Source organism: Psychrobacillus antarcticus (assembly GCF_029533155.1).
GTDB classification, from domain to species: domain Bacteria; phylum Bacillota; class Bacilli; order Bacillales_A; family Planococcaceae; genus Psychrobacillus; species Psychrobacillus antarcticus.
This window is the reverse complement of the sequence record NZ_JAIZDB010000011.1, coordinates 1-15,170: the sequence shown is the minus strand read 5'-3', so window position 1 is coordinate 15,170 and position 15,170 is coordinate 1. Positions and strand designations below refer to the sequence as shown.

Genomic DNA, 15,170 nt, shown 5'->3' with positions numbered 1-15,170 from the left:
GGAGATTTAAGGAATAAACTATATATTGAGGAGTAAAATGCATGGAAACTAATAACAAGCAAAAAGCAATCATAGACATAGGATCCAACTCCATTCGTCTAGTGGTTTTTAGTTATAGTAAAGAAGAGGGTTTAATAGAGCATTATAATATTAAAACGGTAGCACGATTAAGTATGCATATTGATGTAAATGGAGACTTAACTAAAGAAGGTATACGCATATTAATAGAGTCATTATTGAAATTTAAAAAGATTTTAAACGATATAACTGTTACAGATGTGTTTGCGGCTGCTACAGCTGCAATAAGACATGCGAATAATCGTGAAACAATAATAATAGAGGCTGAAAAACAAACGGGGATTAGTATTACCATTATATCTGCAGAACAGGAAGCAAATTATGGTTATTTAGCAGTCATACATTCCACTAATCTACCAACTGCAGTAACGATAGATATGGGTGGTGGAAGTACGGAAATCACTTATTTTGAGAATAAAAAAATAAAGTACTGGCATAGTTTTCCATTTGGGGCAGTTTCTCTAAAAAAGAAATTTATAACGAATAGCCTAATCACAACAGAGGAAAAAGAAAACCTTATCGCATATGTAAAAGGGCAATTTCAATCACTTGAATGGTTACATAATTTACAAGTACCGGTAGTAGCAATTGGGGGCAGTGCTCGTAATTTAGCACAAGTTGATCAGCAACGTAAAAATTATCCTCTGTATGGAATACATCAGTATGAGTTAAGTGCATCTGATTTACAAGAGCTTAGCGATGAATTCTCCCAAACCTCCTTAGAAGGTTTAAAGAAAATAGATGGCCTTTCCAGTGATCGAGCGGATATTATCGTTCCCGCATTAGAAACCTTCCGAGTATTTATGGACGAGGTACAAGGTACGATATTTATATATAGTAAAAAAGGGTTGAGGGAAGGAGTTATTTTAGCTCAGCTAATAGAGGAAACTCCAATAGATTTCAATGTAAATGAAGTGACATCAAATGCTATGCGACATTTGTTAGGGAAATTTCATGTAGATGAAGAGAAGTCTCTCCATTTGTATGAAATATTCTCTTCTATATATCTTACGTTTACACAGTGGGGTTATATTACTCCGCTCCAAGACATTAACATACTTCGATATGCTTTCCAACTATCTCATGTTGGTAAAGAAATCGATGTGGACGCTTACAGCCAACTCACTTTTCATCTTATAACTAATTTAACAATTGATGGTATTTCTAATAGAGATCGTTTGAAGATTGCCTTACTTGCATCCTATAAAAATAAGGATATGTTTAAACAATATATAGGACCGTATCAGCATATTATTAGTAATGAGGAAAATAAGCAGCTTCGAGACATTGGAGCCTTGATCCGTTTTACAAAAGGGATAGATATACTAGGGAGATCTCATATAAAAAATGTGTCCATCCAAAAATCTGAAAATAAAATTGATTTTACATTTTTAGTAGTTGGAAATTATTTATTAGAGAAAAACCAAGCGGAAAAATTGAAAAAGCATTTAGAGAAAATAGTTCATATAGAAGTGAAGTTGAAGTTTGTAGACATGGAGGAACTGAGCGATGATTGACAGTATGGTAGAAAAACATCCTTTTAATGACTATGCTTATTATAATAACAGGGAAATAAGCTGGCTTGCTTTTAATGAGCGAGTGTTGGAAGAAGCGGAAGATGAAACGAATCCTCTGTTGGAACGGTTAAAATTTTTAGCTATTTTTAGTTCCAATTTAGATGAGTTTTTTATGGTGCGTGTAGCTGGATTACAAGATCAGGTGAGAGCAGGTTTTAATAAACCAGAAAACAAAGCTGGCCTTACGCCAAAAGAACAGTTAAATAGAATTGCGTCTATTACAAAGGAATTAGTAAGTAGGCAAATGAATATTTATAAAGAGCTCATTGAAAAAAAACTCCCTATGCAAGGTATTTCTTTAGTTAAGTACTCAGATTTATCAGGTGCTCAAAAGAAGGAAATGCAAAAGCTGTTTGAGGAAGAAATATTTCCAGTGTTAACACCAATAGCTGTGGATGCATATCGTCCATTTCCAATATTATTAAGTAAGACAATGAATATTTTAGTGATGATTGAAGATCATCAAGATGACCTAGTAGAACAAAACAAAATTGCTATTGTACAGGTTCCCTCCGTATTAAAACGATTTATCCAAGTTTCTACGGAGGATGGATCGTTTGTCGCTGTGCTTCTAGAGGATGTCATAATTGAACATATTTCCAAGATGTTTCATGGTTATCATGTGAAGCATGCCAATCCTTTCCGAATTACTCGCAACGCAGATTTAACTATTCATGAAGAGGGTGCACGAGATTTACTAATTGAAATTGAAAAAGAGTTAAAAAAGCGTAAATGGGGAGCAGTAAGTAGATTAGAAGTAAAGATCAGTGAAATTAAGCCGAAGATATTAAATTATTTACTAGATGAGTTAGAAATCGCGTTAGAGGACGTCTATAAAGTAAATGGACCATTAGATACGACGTTTTTATTTTCCTTTATTAAAACCTTTGAGGGGAAATATATGAACCTTTTCTATGAACCTTTCATTCCTCAGCCACCATTAGATATAGCAAGTGATGAGGATATATTTGATAAAGTGCAGAAACAGGATCTATTCTTTCATCATCCCTATGAATCTTTTCAGGCAATCATAGACTTTATCGAAACAGCTGCAGACGAACCTTCCGTTTTAGCTATTAAGCAAACATTGTACCGAGTTAGTGGTAATTCTCCTGTAATTCTTGCGTTAAAGCGTGCAGCCGAAAATGGAAAACAAGTGACAGTTTTAGTCGAATTAAAAGCTCGTTTTGATGAAGAAAATAATGTGCAGTGGGCTAAAGAGTTAGAAAAGGCAGGCTGTCTGGTCATATATGGAATGCATAATTTAAAAACGCATTCCAAAATAACTTTAGTAATTCGTAGACGGAACAACAAAATTGAGCAATATGTTCACTTGGGAACCGGGAACTATAACGACCAAACAGCAAGAACTTATACAGATATGGGAATCATAACAGCAAATAAAAAAATTGGATCCGACGCAACTCAGTTTTTTAACTTTCTAAGTGGGTATACAGATAAACCAAATTACGATAAGTTAGTCGTTTCGCCATATGATATTCGAGATAAATTTGTTAGTTTAATAGATGAAGAAATTGAGTACCATCAGGCATTCGGGAATGGATGGATTCGATTAAAGATGAATTCTTTAACAGATAAGGATTTGATATTAAAGCTGTATGAAGCTTCATATGCTGGGGTAAAAGTGGAGCTAATCGTAAGAGGAATCTGTTGTTTAGTCCCTCAAATTCCTGGAGTGAGTGAAAATATAACTGTGACGAGCATTGTTGGAAGATTTTTGGAGCATTCTAGAATTTATTGGTTCCACCGCAATGGAGGTTCTAGATTGTATCTTTCTTCTGCAGATATGATGACTAGAAATATGGTGAAACGTGTAGAAATACTATTTCCAGTTTTATCGCCACCTATTAAAAAAAGAGTGTTGGAGATTCTCGATTTGGAATTGCAAGACACAGCTAAAGCAAGAGTACAGGATGAAAATGGAAAATATCATTATAAGGAATCAGTAGAGCCTAAGATAAACTGCCAACAAGTTTTGTTGGAAAAATCCTTAAAACATATGCCAGAGGAATAAAAAAGAGCTGTACCCAAATAATTTTTTGGGTACGGCTCTTTGTATGCTGATTTACGGAGTTTATATATTACTTATTAAACGTATTTGCAGCTTCAGATACTTCATAAGCTAAATCATCATTTCCGAATAACTGGAGTACATAAAGAACTGTTTGGGTATCTACATCTGTTGCGTTCTTTTCTGTAGTTTCCTCTAAATCGTTTAATACCTCGTTGGGAGCTTGATTAGGATAAGCCTTCGTATAAAGTACTATAGGGTCTATATCATGGTTAGCACACCACTGCGTAAAGATTTGAATCATCATGTTTTCATCTGCTTCATACTGTTCAATGACTCTGTTTTTCATTTCAAACCTCCTCATTTAAGAGAGTCAATTACCTGCCATATATTCGATGCTATTTCTTTTATTTCTAAAGATTGAGCAGTATTTTTCATAGTATGGGAGAAACTATTCACTACTATTTCCAAAAGAAATTTTCTAGGTTGACTACTTTTAAGTTCCTCAATGATAAAGTTTATCAATTCAACTTCTTGTACTTTCAGTTCTTTAATATTTATGTCTTTAAATGTTTGAATTAGTTGAATAACATGTTCTTTTGTAATTCTGACTTCATCAAAGAAATGATTAAAAACAAAATTATCTATAATAACTTCATCGGATTTTACTAAAGCTGGTATTAATGAATCTAATCGGTTCACTACATAATTGACTAGTTCTTTGGAAGAAACCTCTTTTGATTTAATAGTCCAAGGGTGTTGCATTTGTTGAATCATTCCTAATACTAGGATAGCACTATCTACTGAAAATTTCCGTGATTTTTCTCCATAAACATCTACAATACGCTTCGCTAACCATTTTACTTCTGTATAGTGATTTGCTTTAATAATTTCCCTAAGCTCCGAATCTTGAGAATGGAAAATTACGAGAAAAATAGGGACTAAGTTTCTTTCTTTGTGTACGTCCATACGGACAATTAATTGTTGTATCAATATGTCTTTATTTGATACATCCTGATGGATTAATAATTCTCTACGTTTAAGCGTAGTTTCTTCCTGAGCACTATCTATAATTGAAATTATACACTCATTCTTTGATGAAAAATAATTATAAAAAGTACCTTTCGATATTTTACTTTCGTTTATAATATCTAGAACTGAAGTAGCCGCAAAACCTTTCTCGATAAATAATTTTTGTGCAGACAATAATACTTGATGCTTTCTATTTTTCATTTTTACACACCTTTATCCCGCCTGAACGGGCAGTAATATCTTCACTTCAAGTTTTCAAAGGAAACTCATGATAAGAGAAAGATAATCTGTCCGGAAAGGTCCGATTGGTTCAACTAACATTCATTGGGAGGGAGCCTCCCATTGTTTGAAGTTTCACTTTATACTATGAGTCTAAATATAATAATACAAATTAATAGTAGTTAAATCAATAAAATTTAATTCAAATCGTTTTATATGGTTGCATTTTTTGGACTGAGAGTATAAAATGTTTCAAGTAGTGTACAACTCGTGCAATTATATCCCAAAATATTAGGAGGAAAATGAAGAATGAACGAAACGCAACAAAAACCACCTTATGCGATGATTGCAATCCTATTTGTAGGAGCATTCATAGCTTTTTTAAATAATACCTTATTAAACGTAGCTTTACCTACAATTATGATTGAATTTGATGTCAAAGCTTCTGTTGTTCAATGGCTGACAACTGGATATATGCTGATAAACGGTATTTTAATACCAGCTAGTGCATATTTTGTAACAAAGTTCTCCAATAGAAAATTATTTATTACTGCAATGACCTTATTCTCATTGGGTACATTTTTAGCAGCTATAGCACCAGAGTTTTGGGTACTTATTTTAGCTCGTATGATTCAGGCTGCAGGTTCGGCTGTAATGATGCCGTTACTTATGAATGTTATGTTGACTGCATTCCCTATTGAACGAAGAGGAACAGCGATGGGATTATTTGGTCTAGTAATGATTATGGCTCCAGCAATTGGACCAACATTATCAGGCTTTATCATTGAACATTATACTTGGAGAGTATTATTCGAGTTTATCTTACCATTGGCTTTAATCGTATTAATATTTTCCATTTTCAAGCTGAAAAATATTACCCCGAACAAGGATATGAAACTAGATATTTTTTCACTAGGTTTATCTTCTATCGGTTTTGGCGGTCTATTATATGGATTCAGTTCTGCAGGAGACAAAGGGTGGGATGCACCGATTGTATATAGTACAATCGCAATCGGAGTAATTGCACTTGTTACTTTTGTTATTAGACAATTAAAACTAGACGAACCATTGTTAGATTTACGTATTTATAAATATCCTATGTTTGCGTTATCTTCTATTATTTCAGTAGTAGTTTCTGCAGCAATGTTCTCGGGTATGATTTTAACACCATTATATGTGCAAACTATTCGAGGTATTTCACCTCTAGATTCTGGTTTGTTAATGCTACCCGGAGCTTTAGCAATGGGGTTAATGTCACCAGTAACAGGGAAGTTGTTTGATAAATATGGTGCTCGCTCGTTAGCGGCTATCGGTTTAATAATTACTACGATTGCGACATATATGATGAGTAATTTAGCGATAGATTCAGATTATTATTACATCATGATTGTTTATACAATCCGTATGTTAGGAATGTCCATGGTAATGATGCCTATCATGACAAATGGTCTAAATCAATTGCCGATGAAGATGAATCCTCATGGAACTGCAGTCAATAACACTTTGCAGCAAGTTTCAGGGGCAATAGGTTCTGCAATATTCATCACAATAATGAATGCAAGAATGGAATCAAAAGGAGCTAGTTTATTTGCAGAAGCAGCGAAAGCAGGAAATGTGCCAACTGCTACAGATGCGTTAAAGCAGTTTAAAATGCAACTTAGTAGTCAAGCTATGTTAGAAGGGATTAATTTCACTTTCTTCATCGCTACGCTTGTAACAGTTGTAGCCTTAGTCTTATCACTATTCGTAAAAAGAGTAGATATATCTAAAAAATCGTTGGAAGTAAAATAAACAGCAAAAAGCACTTGCGGAAGCAAGTGCTTTTTAATAGATAAGAAAGTATATAAAAATACAGCATGAACACCAGTTTTACAGGGCTTTTAAGAATGATTAATACTACTGATTTGCGTTTCAGTGGACGCTTTTCGTGGGCACGGCTTCAATTTCCTTGTCACTACGAAAACATATGCTCCTGCGGTTACTCGTCGCAAAGACGTTGGTCAAATAAAGTTTGACCAACGTCTTTCCTGCGGGACTTTCAGCTCGTGCACCTGTCGCTTCGCTATCGGTGCAGAAAACATTTGCTGTTCCCACAGGAGTCGCCACTTTCACTCCAATCAATTAAATGAGTAGTCCTCATCTAGGAGATATTGCATAGACTCTCGCTTATATAAGAAGAGTAGTAGGAGTTAATGTGGGGATAAAACCGTCTGTTGAATGTAGGAATGAAATTGTATAAGGAAGGATGAAGATAGTAGATTTCCTTTTTTACTAGTGGAAATAAGGAAAAATAGTAAGTGTCTACCAAATAAAGAAGCGAAATAGCGAACGAAATTGCATCTTCAGGCTCGCACGATGCGGGTCAGGCAGTCGTTGCGAAATGTTTTTTTATTTTGCGACGAGCTTTGCGCAGGAGCACCAAGATGTCGCGTACTTAGACTGTCATCCTCTCTCCTCCATTATTAGGATAGTATCTTTTCTCTTGTTACCCAAAAAATGAACTGACCCGTTTCTAAAAGTTGTAGAAGGGCGACGGACAGTTAATAGCCATAAGATTACCGAGAAAAAAAGATGCTGGTCGTGACTTCAGTCACGACCAGCATCTTTAAAAAATCAAACGGTAATTATATATCAATAAGTCTGTCCAAAGCCCTTCGAAATCAGTAGAAACAGGTTTAGATCCTAAAGTACCGGGCGTTTTTTGTCCGGTTTTTCTTAAAAGATAAGAAAGTATATAAAAATACAGCATGAACTTTGTTTTTACAGGACTTTTAATGCTTGAATGATACTACTGATTTGCGTTTCAGGTGGACGCGTTTCGCGGGGTGAGCGATGAGCTATCACCGTCGCTAGCGCGTCGCTGTGATATCTCATCTGTCTCACTCATCCCGCAGAAGTCGCCACCCTTCACTTCAATCAATTAAGTGAGTAGTACTGTACTTAAAGATTTAGCATAGCCTCTCGCTCAGACGATAATAGAAATAAAAGTTAATATAGGGATAAAACAGTCTGATGAATTAGAGATATTATGCTATAACGTAGAATGTAGAAAGTGGATTTTCTTTGATATGAGTCTCTTTCAGCCTTACATATTTTAAGATGAAACATCTATATTGTATATTTAAGTGGTTTTATAGCCAATTATCCGCTTATATAAAGTGGATTTAATTGATTGGAGCGCAGAGCGGCGACTCCAGTGGGAACAGCGCGAGCTGAAGACCCTGGACTGAGCGTAAGCGAGGGAAGCGGCTGAAGCCGTGCCCACGGAACGCGTCCGCTCGGAGCGGAAATCAATTTCATATCTACATTATTCTTTTTAGAAGACCGGGCGTTTTTCTGCCCGGTTTTTCTTATATGGAATAAAGTATAAAATTGTACCTTGAACTCACATATCTAGGTAATTTAATCCTTTTGATTTATTTCCTCTGTTAACGATTCTAACTCATCAATCAATGAACCTATATATGCAATCGTATCCTTTAACGGCTTATCCGTCGTGATATCTACACCAGCCATTTGTGCTAGCTCTACAGGAGATTTAGTACCCCCAGCTTTCAATACTTTCGTCCATTCGTCTACAGCGGGTTGACCTTCTTCCAATATTTGCTTAGAAACTTGAGTGGATATTGTTAACCCTGCGCTATATGTGTATGGATACAGTCCCAAATAATAATGCGGTTGGCGCATCCAAGTAAGTTCTGCACCCTCTGTAATTTCTACCGAATCACCCCAGAATTCTTCTAGTACACTTCGTTTATATTCGTTTAGGATTTGTGCATTCACATTTAAACCCTGATCAATTCGGTCATAAACTTTACGTTGATAGGCAGCCTCTAATAGGTGAGTGACAAAGTTATGATAATACGTACGGGCTACAATAGAAGAAATGACCCAGCGTTTAAATTTAGGGTCATCCGAATTTTTCAGTAAATGATTGGCTACTAGCATTTCATTCATTGTAGATGGAGCTTCGATGAAATATAGAGAAGGGCGGGCATTAAAGATATTCTGCTCTTTGTTGGCATAATAGAAATGACCTGCATGACCTAATTCATGTGCAAGCACAAAGACTTCATTCATCCGGCTAGACCATGAAATTAGAATGTACGGGTGACTTCCGTAAGGACTAGAGCAGAAAGCACCTGTTGATTTTCCAACGTTTTGTGGGAAATCTATCCAACGTTCTTCATATGCACGGTTGACCATTTCGATATATTCTTCACCCATTACTGAAAGGGCATCATCAATATACTTTTTCGATTCTTCTATAGATATTGTTGGTTCGTAGGTAGGGTCTAATGAAATCTTTAAATCCGCGAATGTCATTTTGTCCAACCCATGTTCCTTTTGAAGTAATTTTGCATACTTGCGCATATGAGGTGCAAGTTCCTTTGTGATTAAATCTATTTGCCTATTATATAAGGAACGATCCACGTCCTGGTTAAACAGTAAGTAATCAAATATAGAGTCATAGCCTCGTATATCGGAAGTTGTTTTTTCCATTTGTAAATGCATATCGTACGTTTTAGCTGTCGTGTGCTGATATTCTTTTAATTTTTTAGAGAATGCTTCGAATGCAGCTCTTCTTATTTCTGTGTCAGATTCTGCTTCCCAATCATTCTCAAATGAAACATAGCTTAGAGGATACTCTTGACCGTTCACCTCAAAATTATCAAACGAAATATCAAGCATCTTAGTTGTATCATATAATTTGTAAGGTGCTCCAAAAGAAGCGGAGTAGGCAGCGAGTGTTTTTTCTACTTCTGGATGGAGCTGATATTTTTTCTTTTTAAGTAACTTTTCTAAGTAAAGTTGATGGGATGGAGATTTTGAGATAGCTTCTTCAATTACATCATCAGGAAGCTCCACAAGTTCACTGTTTAAGAAAGATAATTGACTGCTTACCTTTGCAGAAAGTGAACCAAATTTACTTGCTCTCATTTGACCGTCCGTATTTGTTTGATCTGTACTTAAGGAAAGGCTAGCAAATGTTCCTGCTGGTACTATTTCTTCGTATAGTTTCGTATATTCTATCAAAGCTGCAACTACATCAGTAGCAGTTAGGATATTACCATGGAAACGATTACTAAATTCCAATGCACCGTTTTCGATTGCTTTTAACGAAACTTCAAAATCTTTTTCAGTCTTAAATAAATCATGTAAATTCCATGTTTCCTCCAGCTTTACTTCTTCTCGTCTTGGCATGTGGTTTACCATTTTATCTCTCCTTAATATAACGGATTTCGAACTATCAATAGTATATAGAATAATAATTGAAAAGTAAAAACATATAAATTTTTCAATTATTTCTATAATATGTATGAAATATTAGTGAAAATAATATTATATATTGCATAAAAACTTTTATCTAAAAATTTTATTTTTTAAATTCAAGAAATTTCTGGCAAGTAAATTGACCTATAAAACCTTATTCTATAAGGACTTAAAGACTGGATGTAGTTACCATTTAGAATAAACACTGTAAATTTTCAAATTATAGAGAAAAATTAGTATAGACTGAATTTAAAGTTTGTTTTACAATAGGGTTGTTCTTACAAAATGATAGTTTTTGAGTTTGTACTTGCTAAAGAAAGAAAGCAATTAGTATAACTTATAAATTCTGAATTATCAAACAAAAATAGGGGGTATTTTTATGAAAAAATCGAAATTTGCTTCACTTTTCCTTTCAATTTCATTATTGATCGGGATTCTTGCTGGTTGCGGGAGTGATGGAGAAGAAGGAACTAGCACAGAAAGCAAAGGTGGAGACACTATTAAAATTGGTGCCAATCTTGAGCTTTCAGGAGGAGTAGCTTCTTATGGTACATCAGAAGCTGACGCTATTGATCTAGCTATTGAAGAAATTAACGCCGCTGGTGGTATTAATGGAAAACAAATCGAACTTATCAAAGTAGACAATAAATCGGATGCAGCCGAGGCTACTAATGCTGCTATTAAACTAACAAGTCAAGATAAAGTAGTAGCTATCATTGGAGCTGCAACAAGCGGTAACTCAGTTGCTCAAGTTCAAATAGCAACGGATACTAAAACACCTATGATCTCGCCTTCAGGAACAAGTACAACTGTAACTGTTGGGGAAGATGGAAAAGTAAATCCATTTACATTCCGTACAGCGTTTATCGATCCATTCCAAGGAACGGTAGCTGCTAACTTTGCTGCCAATGAGTTAAAAGTAAAAACAGCAGCAGTATACGCGGACAATGCAAGTGATTACGCAAAAGGCCTAGCAGCTGCATTTATTAAAGATTTTGAAGCGGCAGGTGGTAAAATTGTAGCTGAAGAATCTTATGTTGCAAAAGATACTGATTTCCGTTCAAATCTTACTCGTATTAAATCGGCTAATCCAGAATTTGTCTTTATCCCTGGATATTATGAAGAAGTAGGATTAATCGTAAAGCAAGCTCGTGAATTAGGAATCACTGTTCCGTTAATGGGTGCAGATGGTTGGGATTCTCCAACACTTGTTGACTTAGCTGGAGCAGATGCTTTAAATAATACATTCATTATTACTGCTTATTCTTCTGAAGATCCAGACGGTAAAGCGAAAGAGTTTTCTGATAACTTCGAAAAGAAATATGGTAAAGTACCAAACTCATTCAATGCACTTGGATATGATACGGTTTATTTATTAAAAGATGCTATTGAACGGGCAGATTCTACCGACGGCACAAAAATTAAAGAAGCGCTTGAAGCTACTGATCAACTAGAACTTGTAACAGGTTTATACTCAGTTGATGAAAATCATCATCCGATTAAATCAGCTATAATTATTGAATTCGTAGATGGAAGTCAACAATTTAAAGCAAAAGTTAATCCTTAAGATTTGTAGGTTTTAGGGGGGATTGATATCCCTCCTTTTCTATTTCTAATTTAGTTGAAATCTTAAGTTATAGGAGTGAAAATTGATGGAATGGATACAACAATTGATAAACGGCATTTCACTCGGGAGTATTTATGCACTAATTGCCCTCGGTTACACGATGGTTTATGGAATTATTAAGCTGATCAACTTTGCACATGGGGATGTGTTCATGGTTGGTTCATTTATCGGATTTTACTCGATCACCGTTTTTGGATTAGGGTTTTTCCCTGCATTAATCATTTCAATGGCAGCTTGTGCATTATTTGGCGTAATTATCGAACGTATTGCCTATAAACGATTACGTAATGCAACAAGAATAGCTGCACTTATTACTGCAATCGGAGTATCTTTATTAATTGAATATGGAGTAATTTATATTAGAGGGGCTCAACCAGAAGCATATCCAGATGTGTTTTCCAATCGTTCATTTGCATTTTTAGGTGCACAAATTAGTATACAATCTATTCTTATACTATCTGTTTCAGTAGTTCTAATGATTTTACTTCAATTCATTGTTCATAAAACAAAAACAGGAAAAGCAATGAGAGCGGTTTCACATGACACAGAAGCTGCTAAATTAATGGGTATAAACGTTGATAATACAATATCTGCAACTTTCGCAATTGGTTCAGCACTAGCTGGAGCAGCTGGAGTTATTTTCGGAGTATATTATACAAAGATTGATCCGCTTATGGGTGTGATTCCCGGTGTGAAAGCGTTCGTTGCAGCGGTTCTTGGTGGAATTGGCATAATTCCCGGAGCAATGGTTGGTGGGTTGGTACTTGGAGTTGTTGAAACGGTCGTTAGTGCTTTAGGATTCTCTTTATGGAGAGATGCTGCAGCATTCGTCATTTTAATATTAATTCTAATCTTTAGACCATCTGGAATCTTTGGAAAAAATACACGAGAGAAAGTGTAGGTGATACATAATTATGAAAAAGTCAAAACAGTTTTGGCTATTTATTATAGCGGCAGTATTAGTTTACACAGTGGTTCAGGTTTTAATAGCAAATGGTTCAATGAATCAGTTTTATTCTAATACACTTATTTTTGTAGCCATCAACATAATTTTAGCGGTCAGCCTACATCTAGTAATTGGTATTACAGGACAGTTTTCTATTGGTCATGCTGGTTTCCTGGCGGTAGGAGCATATGTTTCAGCAATCGTGACAATGAAATTGGATCTTCCTTTTTTCCTTGCAATTATTGTTGGGGGATTTGTAGCTGCTTTAGCGGGACTAATTGTCGGAATTCCAAGTTTAAGATTAAAAGGAGATTACTTGGCAATTGCAACGCTTGGTTTTGCGGAAATTATTCGTATTGTATTCTTGAATATTGACTATGTTGGTGGGGCTGCAGGGATGCAAGTCTCTCATTTAACGACTTGGACTTATGCATTTGTTTGCCTTGTCATTACTATCATAGTAATAGTGAACTTTACTAATTCAAGACATGGAATAGCTGCAATCTCTGTGAGAGAAAATGAAATTGCATCAGATGCGATGGGAATCAATACTACTTATTATAAAGTAGCAGCATTTGCCATTGGTTCTTTTTTTGCTGGGGTAGCAGGAGCTTTATATTCTCATAACTTTTATATCATTCAACCTGGTCAATTCGGATTTTTAAAATCATTTGATATATTAATATTTGTTGTTCTAGGTGGATTAGGTAGTCTTTCGGGTGCTGTACTTTCAGCTATTTTATTGACAGTGGTTTCCACTTATTTACAAGGATATCCGGAAACACGAATGATTATTTATAGTCTTGTGTTAATCTTAGTTATGCTGTATCGTCCAAAAGGATTGATGGGTACGATGGAAATTACGGATTACTTCAAGCTTTGGAGAACGCCAAAAGGAGGCGGTCAGCATGGAAAGTAAAACAATATTAGAAGTAAAAAATGCGGGCATTCAATTTGGTGGGCTTAAAGCAGTTCAAAACTTAAACCTTAAGCTAAATCAAGGGGAACTTGTTGGGTTGATTGGACCAAATGGAGCTGGTAAAACGACGAGCTTTAATTTACTAACTGGTGTGTATGTACCGACTGAAGGAGATATTTTGTTTAATGGAGAGCGTATTAATGGGTTAGCTCCTTTTAAAGTAACGAGAAAAGGAATTAGCCGTACATTCCAAAACATTCGTCTGTTCAATGAATTATCCGTTTTAGACAATGTGAAAGTAGCTTATCATTCACTTGCGACACATACCATGTTAAGTTCTATACTCCGTTTACCTTCCCATTATAAAGGTGAGAAAGAAATGGAAGAAAAATCATTAGAATTTCTTGAAATCTTCAAGTTGGAGAAGTATAAGGACGAACTAGCAAAAAATCTACCTTATGGTCAACAAAGGCGATTAGAAATTGCTAGAGCACTTGCCGCAGGACCACAATTACTTTTACTAGATGAGCCTGCAGCAGGTATGAATCCACAGGAAACACATGATTTAATGAACTTGATTGGATTTGTTCGTGAAAAGTTCGATTTAACAATTTTGTTAATCGAGCATGATATGAATTTAGTAATGGGCGTTTGTGAAAGAATATATGTACTCGATCATGGTCAACTTCTTGCGGAAGGATCACCAGAAGAGATCCGAAACCATCCTAAGGTAATTGAGGCTTATTTAGGGGAGGAAGTTCACGATGACAATGCTTAAAATTGAAAATATAGATGTATTTTACGGCAATATTCAGGCACTGCGTGATGTTTCTATTACTGTTAACCAAGGAGAAATTGTGTCGTTAATTGGTGCTAATGGAGCTGGGAAAAGTACATTGTTAAAAACCCTATCTGGCTTGTTAAAACCGAAAAAAGGTAAGATAGAATTTCTGGACAAATCTATTTCCGGCAAGCAAGCACAATCCATAGTAAAGGCAGGGATTTCCCATGTGCCAGAGGGAAGACGTGTTTTTGCAAATTTAACGGTAGAAGAAAATTTAGAGCTAGGCGCATTTCTTCGAAAAGATAAACAAGGAATTCATCAAGACATGCAAAAAGTGTACGAAATATTCCCGAGACTTTTAGAGCGTAAAAAACAGCATTCTGGAACTCTTTCAGGTGGAGAGCAACAGATGCTAGCAATGGGAAGAGCGATTATGGCAAAACCAAAACTTGTCTTATTAGATGAGCCATCTATGGGACTTGCACCATTAATGGTTAAAACCATATTTCAAGTAATTAAAGATATAAATCAAGAGGGGACTACGGTTTTATTAGTTGAACAAAATGCTAATATGGCCTTGTCTATAGCTAATAGAGGATATGTAATTGAAACAGGAAGAGTTGTACTTTCTGGATCAGCGCAAGAACTGCAAAATAGTGAAGAAGTTAAACTTGCTTATCTT

At 35.5% G+C, this 15,170-nt stretch carries 11 protein-coding genes; 8 read left to right on the top strand and 3 right to left on the bottom strand.

Annotation, left to right across the window (positions count from 1 at the left end; translation table 11 throughout):
- Positions 1 to 41 precede the first annotated feature (41 nt).
- Both LDK52_RS07530 and LDK52_RS07525 read left to right on the top strand, forming a co-directional pair.
- On the top strand, positions 42 to 1,595 hold the full coding sequence (locus tag LDK52_RS07530; RefSeq protein ID WP_277585341.1) for a Ppx/GppA family phosphatase: 1,554 nt from the start codon (positions 42 to 44) through the stop codon (positions 1,593 to 1,595).
- On the top strand, positions 1,588 to 3,690 hold the full coding sequence (locus LDK52_RS07525; RefSeq protein ID WP_277585340.1) for an RNA degradosome polyphosphate kinase: 2,103 nt from the start codon (positions 1,588 to 1,590) through the stop codon (positions 3,688 to 3,690). Before LDK52_RS07530 ends, LDK52_RS07525 begins: the two co-directional genes overlap by 8 nt.
- Before the next feature lie 67 nt (positions 3,691 to 3,757).
- Here the strand turns inward: LDK52_RS07525 and LDK52_RS07520 are convergent, their stop codons facing one another.
- Positions 3,758 to 4,036, bottom strand: a complete 279-nt coding sequence (locus LDK52_RS07520) for a hypothetical protein (RefSeq protein WP_277585339.1) — start codon at positions 4,034 to 4,036, stop codon at positions 3,758 to 3,760.
- 11 nt (positions 4,037 to 4,047) lie between these two features.
- Entirely contained in the window at positions 4,048 to 4,920 is an 873-nt protein-coding gene (locus LDK52_RS07515; protein ID WP_277585338.1) for a TetR/AcrR family transcriptional regulator, read from the bottom strand.
- Between the two features lie 327 nt (positions 4,921 to 5,247).
- On the opposite strand from LDK52_RS07515, the gene LDK52_RS07510 reads away from it, so the two are divergent.
- Positions 5,248 to 6,729, top strand: a complete 1,482-nt coding sequence (locus LDK52_RS07510) for a DHA2 family efflux MFS transporter permease subunit (RefSeq protein WP_277585337.1) — start codon at positions 5,248 to 5,250, stop codon at positions 6,727 to 6,729.
- 1,611 nt (positions 6,730 to 8,340) lie between these two features.
- Here the strand turns inward: LDK52_RS07510 and pepF are convergent.
- Positions 8,341 to 10,155 (bottom strand): oligoendopeptidase F, encoded by a 1,815-nt coding sequence (gene pepF / locus LDK52_RS07505; RefSeq protein WP_277585336.1) that lies wholly within the window; start codon positions 10,153 to 10,155, stop codon positions 8,341 to 8,343.
- A gap of 436 nt (positions 10,156 to 10,591) precedes the next feature.
- Between pepF and LDK52_RS07500 the strand changes: the two genes are divergently transcribed.
- The 5 genes from LDK52_RS07500 to LDK52_RS07480 all read left to right on the top strand — a co-directional run.
- Positions 10,592 to 11,779, top strand: a complete 1,188-nt coding sequence (locus LDK52_RS07500) for an ABC transporter substrate-binding protein (protein WP_277585335.1) — start codon at positions 10,592 to 10,594, stop codon at positions 11,777 to 11,779.
- Between the two features lie 85 nt (positions 11,780 to 11,864).
- Positions 11,865 to 12,740: a branched-chain amino acid ABC transporter permease gene (locus LDK52_RS07495; RefSeq protein ID WP_277585334.1), complete on the top strand. Its 876-nt coding sequence runs from the start codon at positions 11,865 to 11,867 to the stop codon at positions 12,738 to 12,740.
- Between the two features lie 13 nt (positions 12,741 to 12,753).
- The gene (locus LDK52_RS07490; RefSeq protein WP_277585333.1) at positions 12,754 to 13,704 is read left to right on the top strand and encodes a branched-chain amino acid ABC transporter permease; all 951 of its coding nucleotides are present in this window, start codon (positions 12,754 to 12,756) and stop codon (positions 13,702 to 13,704) included.
- Positions 13,694 to 14,482 carry an ABC transporter ATP-binding protein gene (locus tag LDK52_RS07485; protein ID WP_277585332.1) on the top strand — a complete coding sequence of 263 codons (789 nt, stop codon included), beginning with the start codon at positions 13,694 to 13,696 and terminating at the stop codon, positions 14,480 to 14,482. Before LDK52_RS07490 ends, LDK52_RS07485 begins: the two co-directional genes overlap by 11 nt.
- Positions 14,475 to 15,170 (top strand): ABC transporter ATP-binding protein (locus tag LDK52_RS07480; protein ID WP_277585401.1); only part of this gene is annotated, 696 nt, incomplete at its 3' end. The genes LDK52_RS07485 and LDK52_RS07480, both read left to right, overlap by 8 nt.

Excerpts from the sequence above, each read along its gene's own strand:
- LDK52_RS07530 (WP_277585341.1), top strand. The coding sequence starts at position 42 with ATGGAAACTAATAACAAGCAAAAAGCAATCATAGACATAGGATCCAAC.
- LDK52_RS07525 (WP_277585340.1), top strand. The coding sequence starts at position 1,588 with ATGATTGACAGTATGGTAGAAAAACATCCTTTTAATGACTATGCTTAT.
- LDK52_RS07520 (WP_277585339.1), bottom strand. The coding sequence starts at position 4,036 with ATGAAAAACAGAGTCATTGAACAGTATGAAGCAGATGAAAACATGATG.
- LDK52_RS07515 (WP_277585338.1), bottom strand. The coding sequence starts at position 4,920 with ATGAAAAATAGAAAGCATCAAGTATTATTGTCTGCACAAAAATTATTT.
- LDK52_RS07510 (WP_277585337.1), top strand. The coding sequence starts at position 5,248 with ATGAACGAAACGCAACAAAAACCACCTTATGCGATGATTGCAATCCTA.
- pepF (WP_277585336.1), bottom strand. The coding sequence starts at position 10,155 with ATGGTAAACCACATGCCAAGACGAGAAGAAGTAAAGCTGGAGGAAACA.
- LDK52_RS07500 (WP_277585335.1), top strand. The coding sequence starts at position 10,592 with ATGAAAAAATCGAAATTTGCTTCACTTTTCCTTTCAATTTCATTATTG.
- LDK52_RS07495 (WP_277585334.1), top strand. The coding sequence starts at position 11,865 with ATGGAATGGATACAACAATTGATAAACGGCATTTCACTCGGGAGTATT.
- LDK52_RS07490 (WP_277585333.1), top strand. The coding sequence starts at position 12,754 with ATGAAAAAGTCAAAACAGTTTTGGCTATTTATTATAGCGGCAGTATTA.
- LDK52_RS07485 (WP_277585332.1), top strand. The coding sequence starts at position 13,694 with ATGGAAAGTAAAACAATATTAGAAGTAAAAAATGCGGGCATTCAATTT.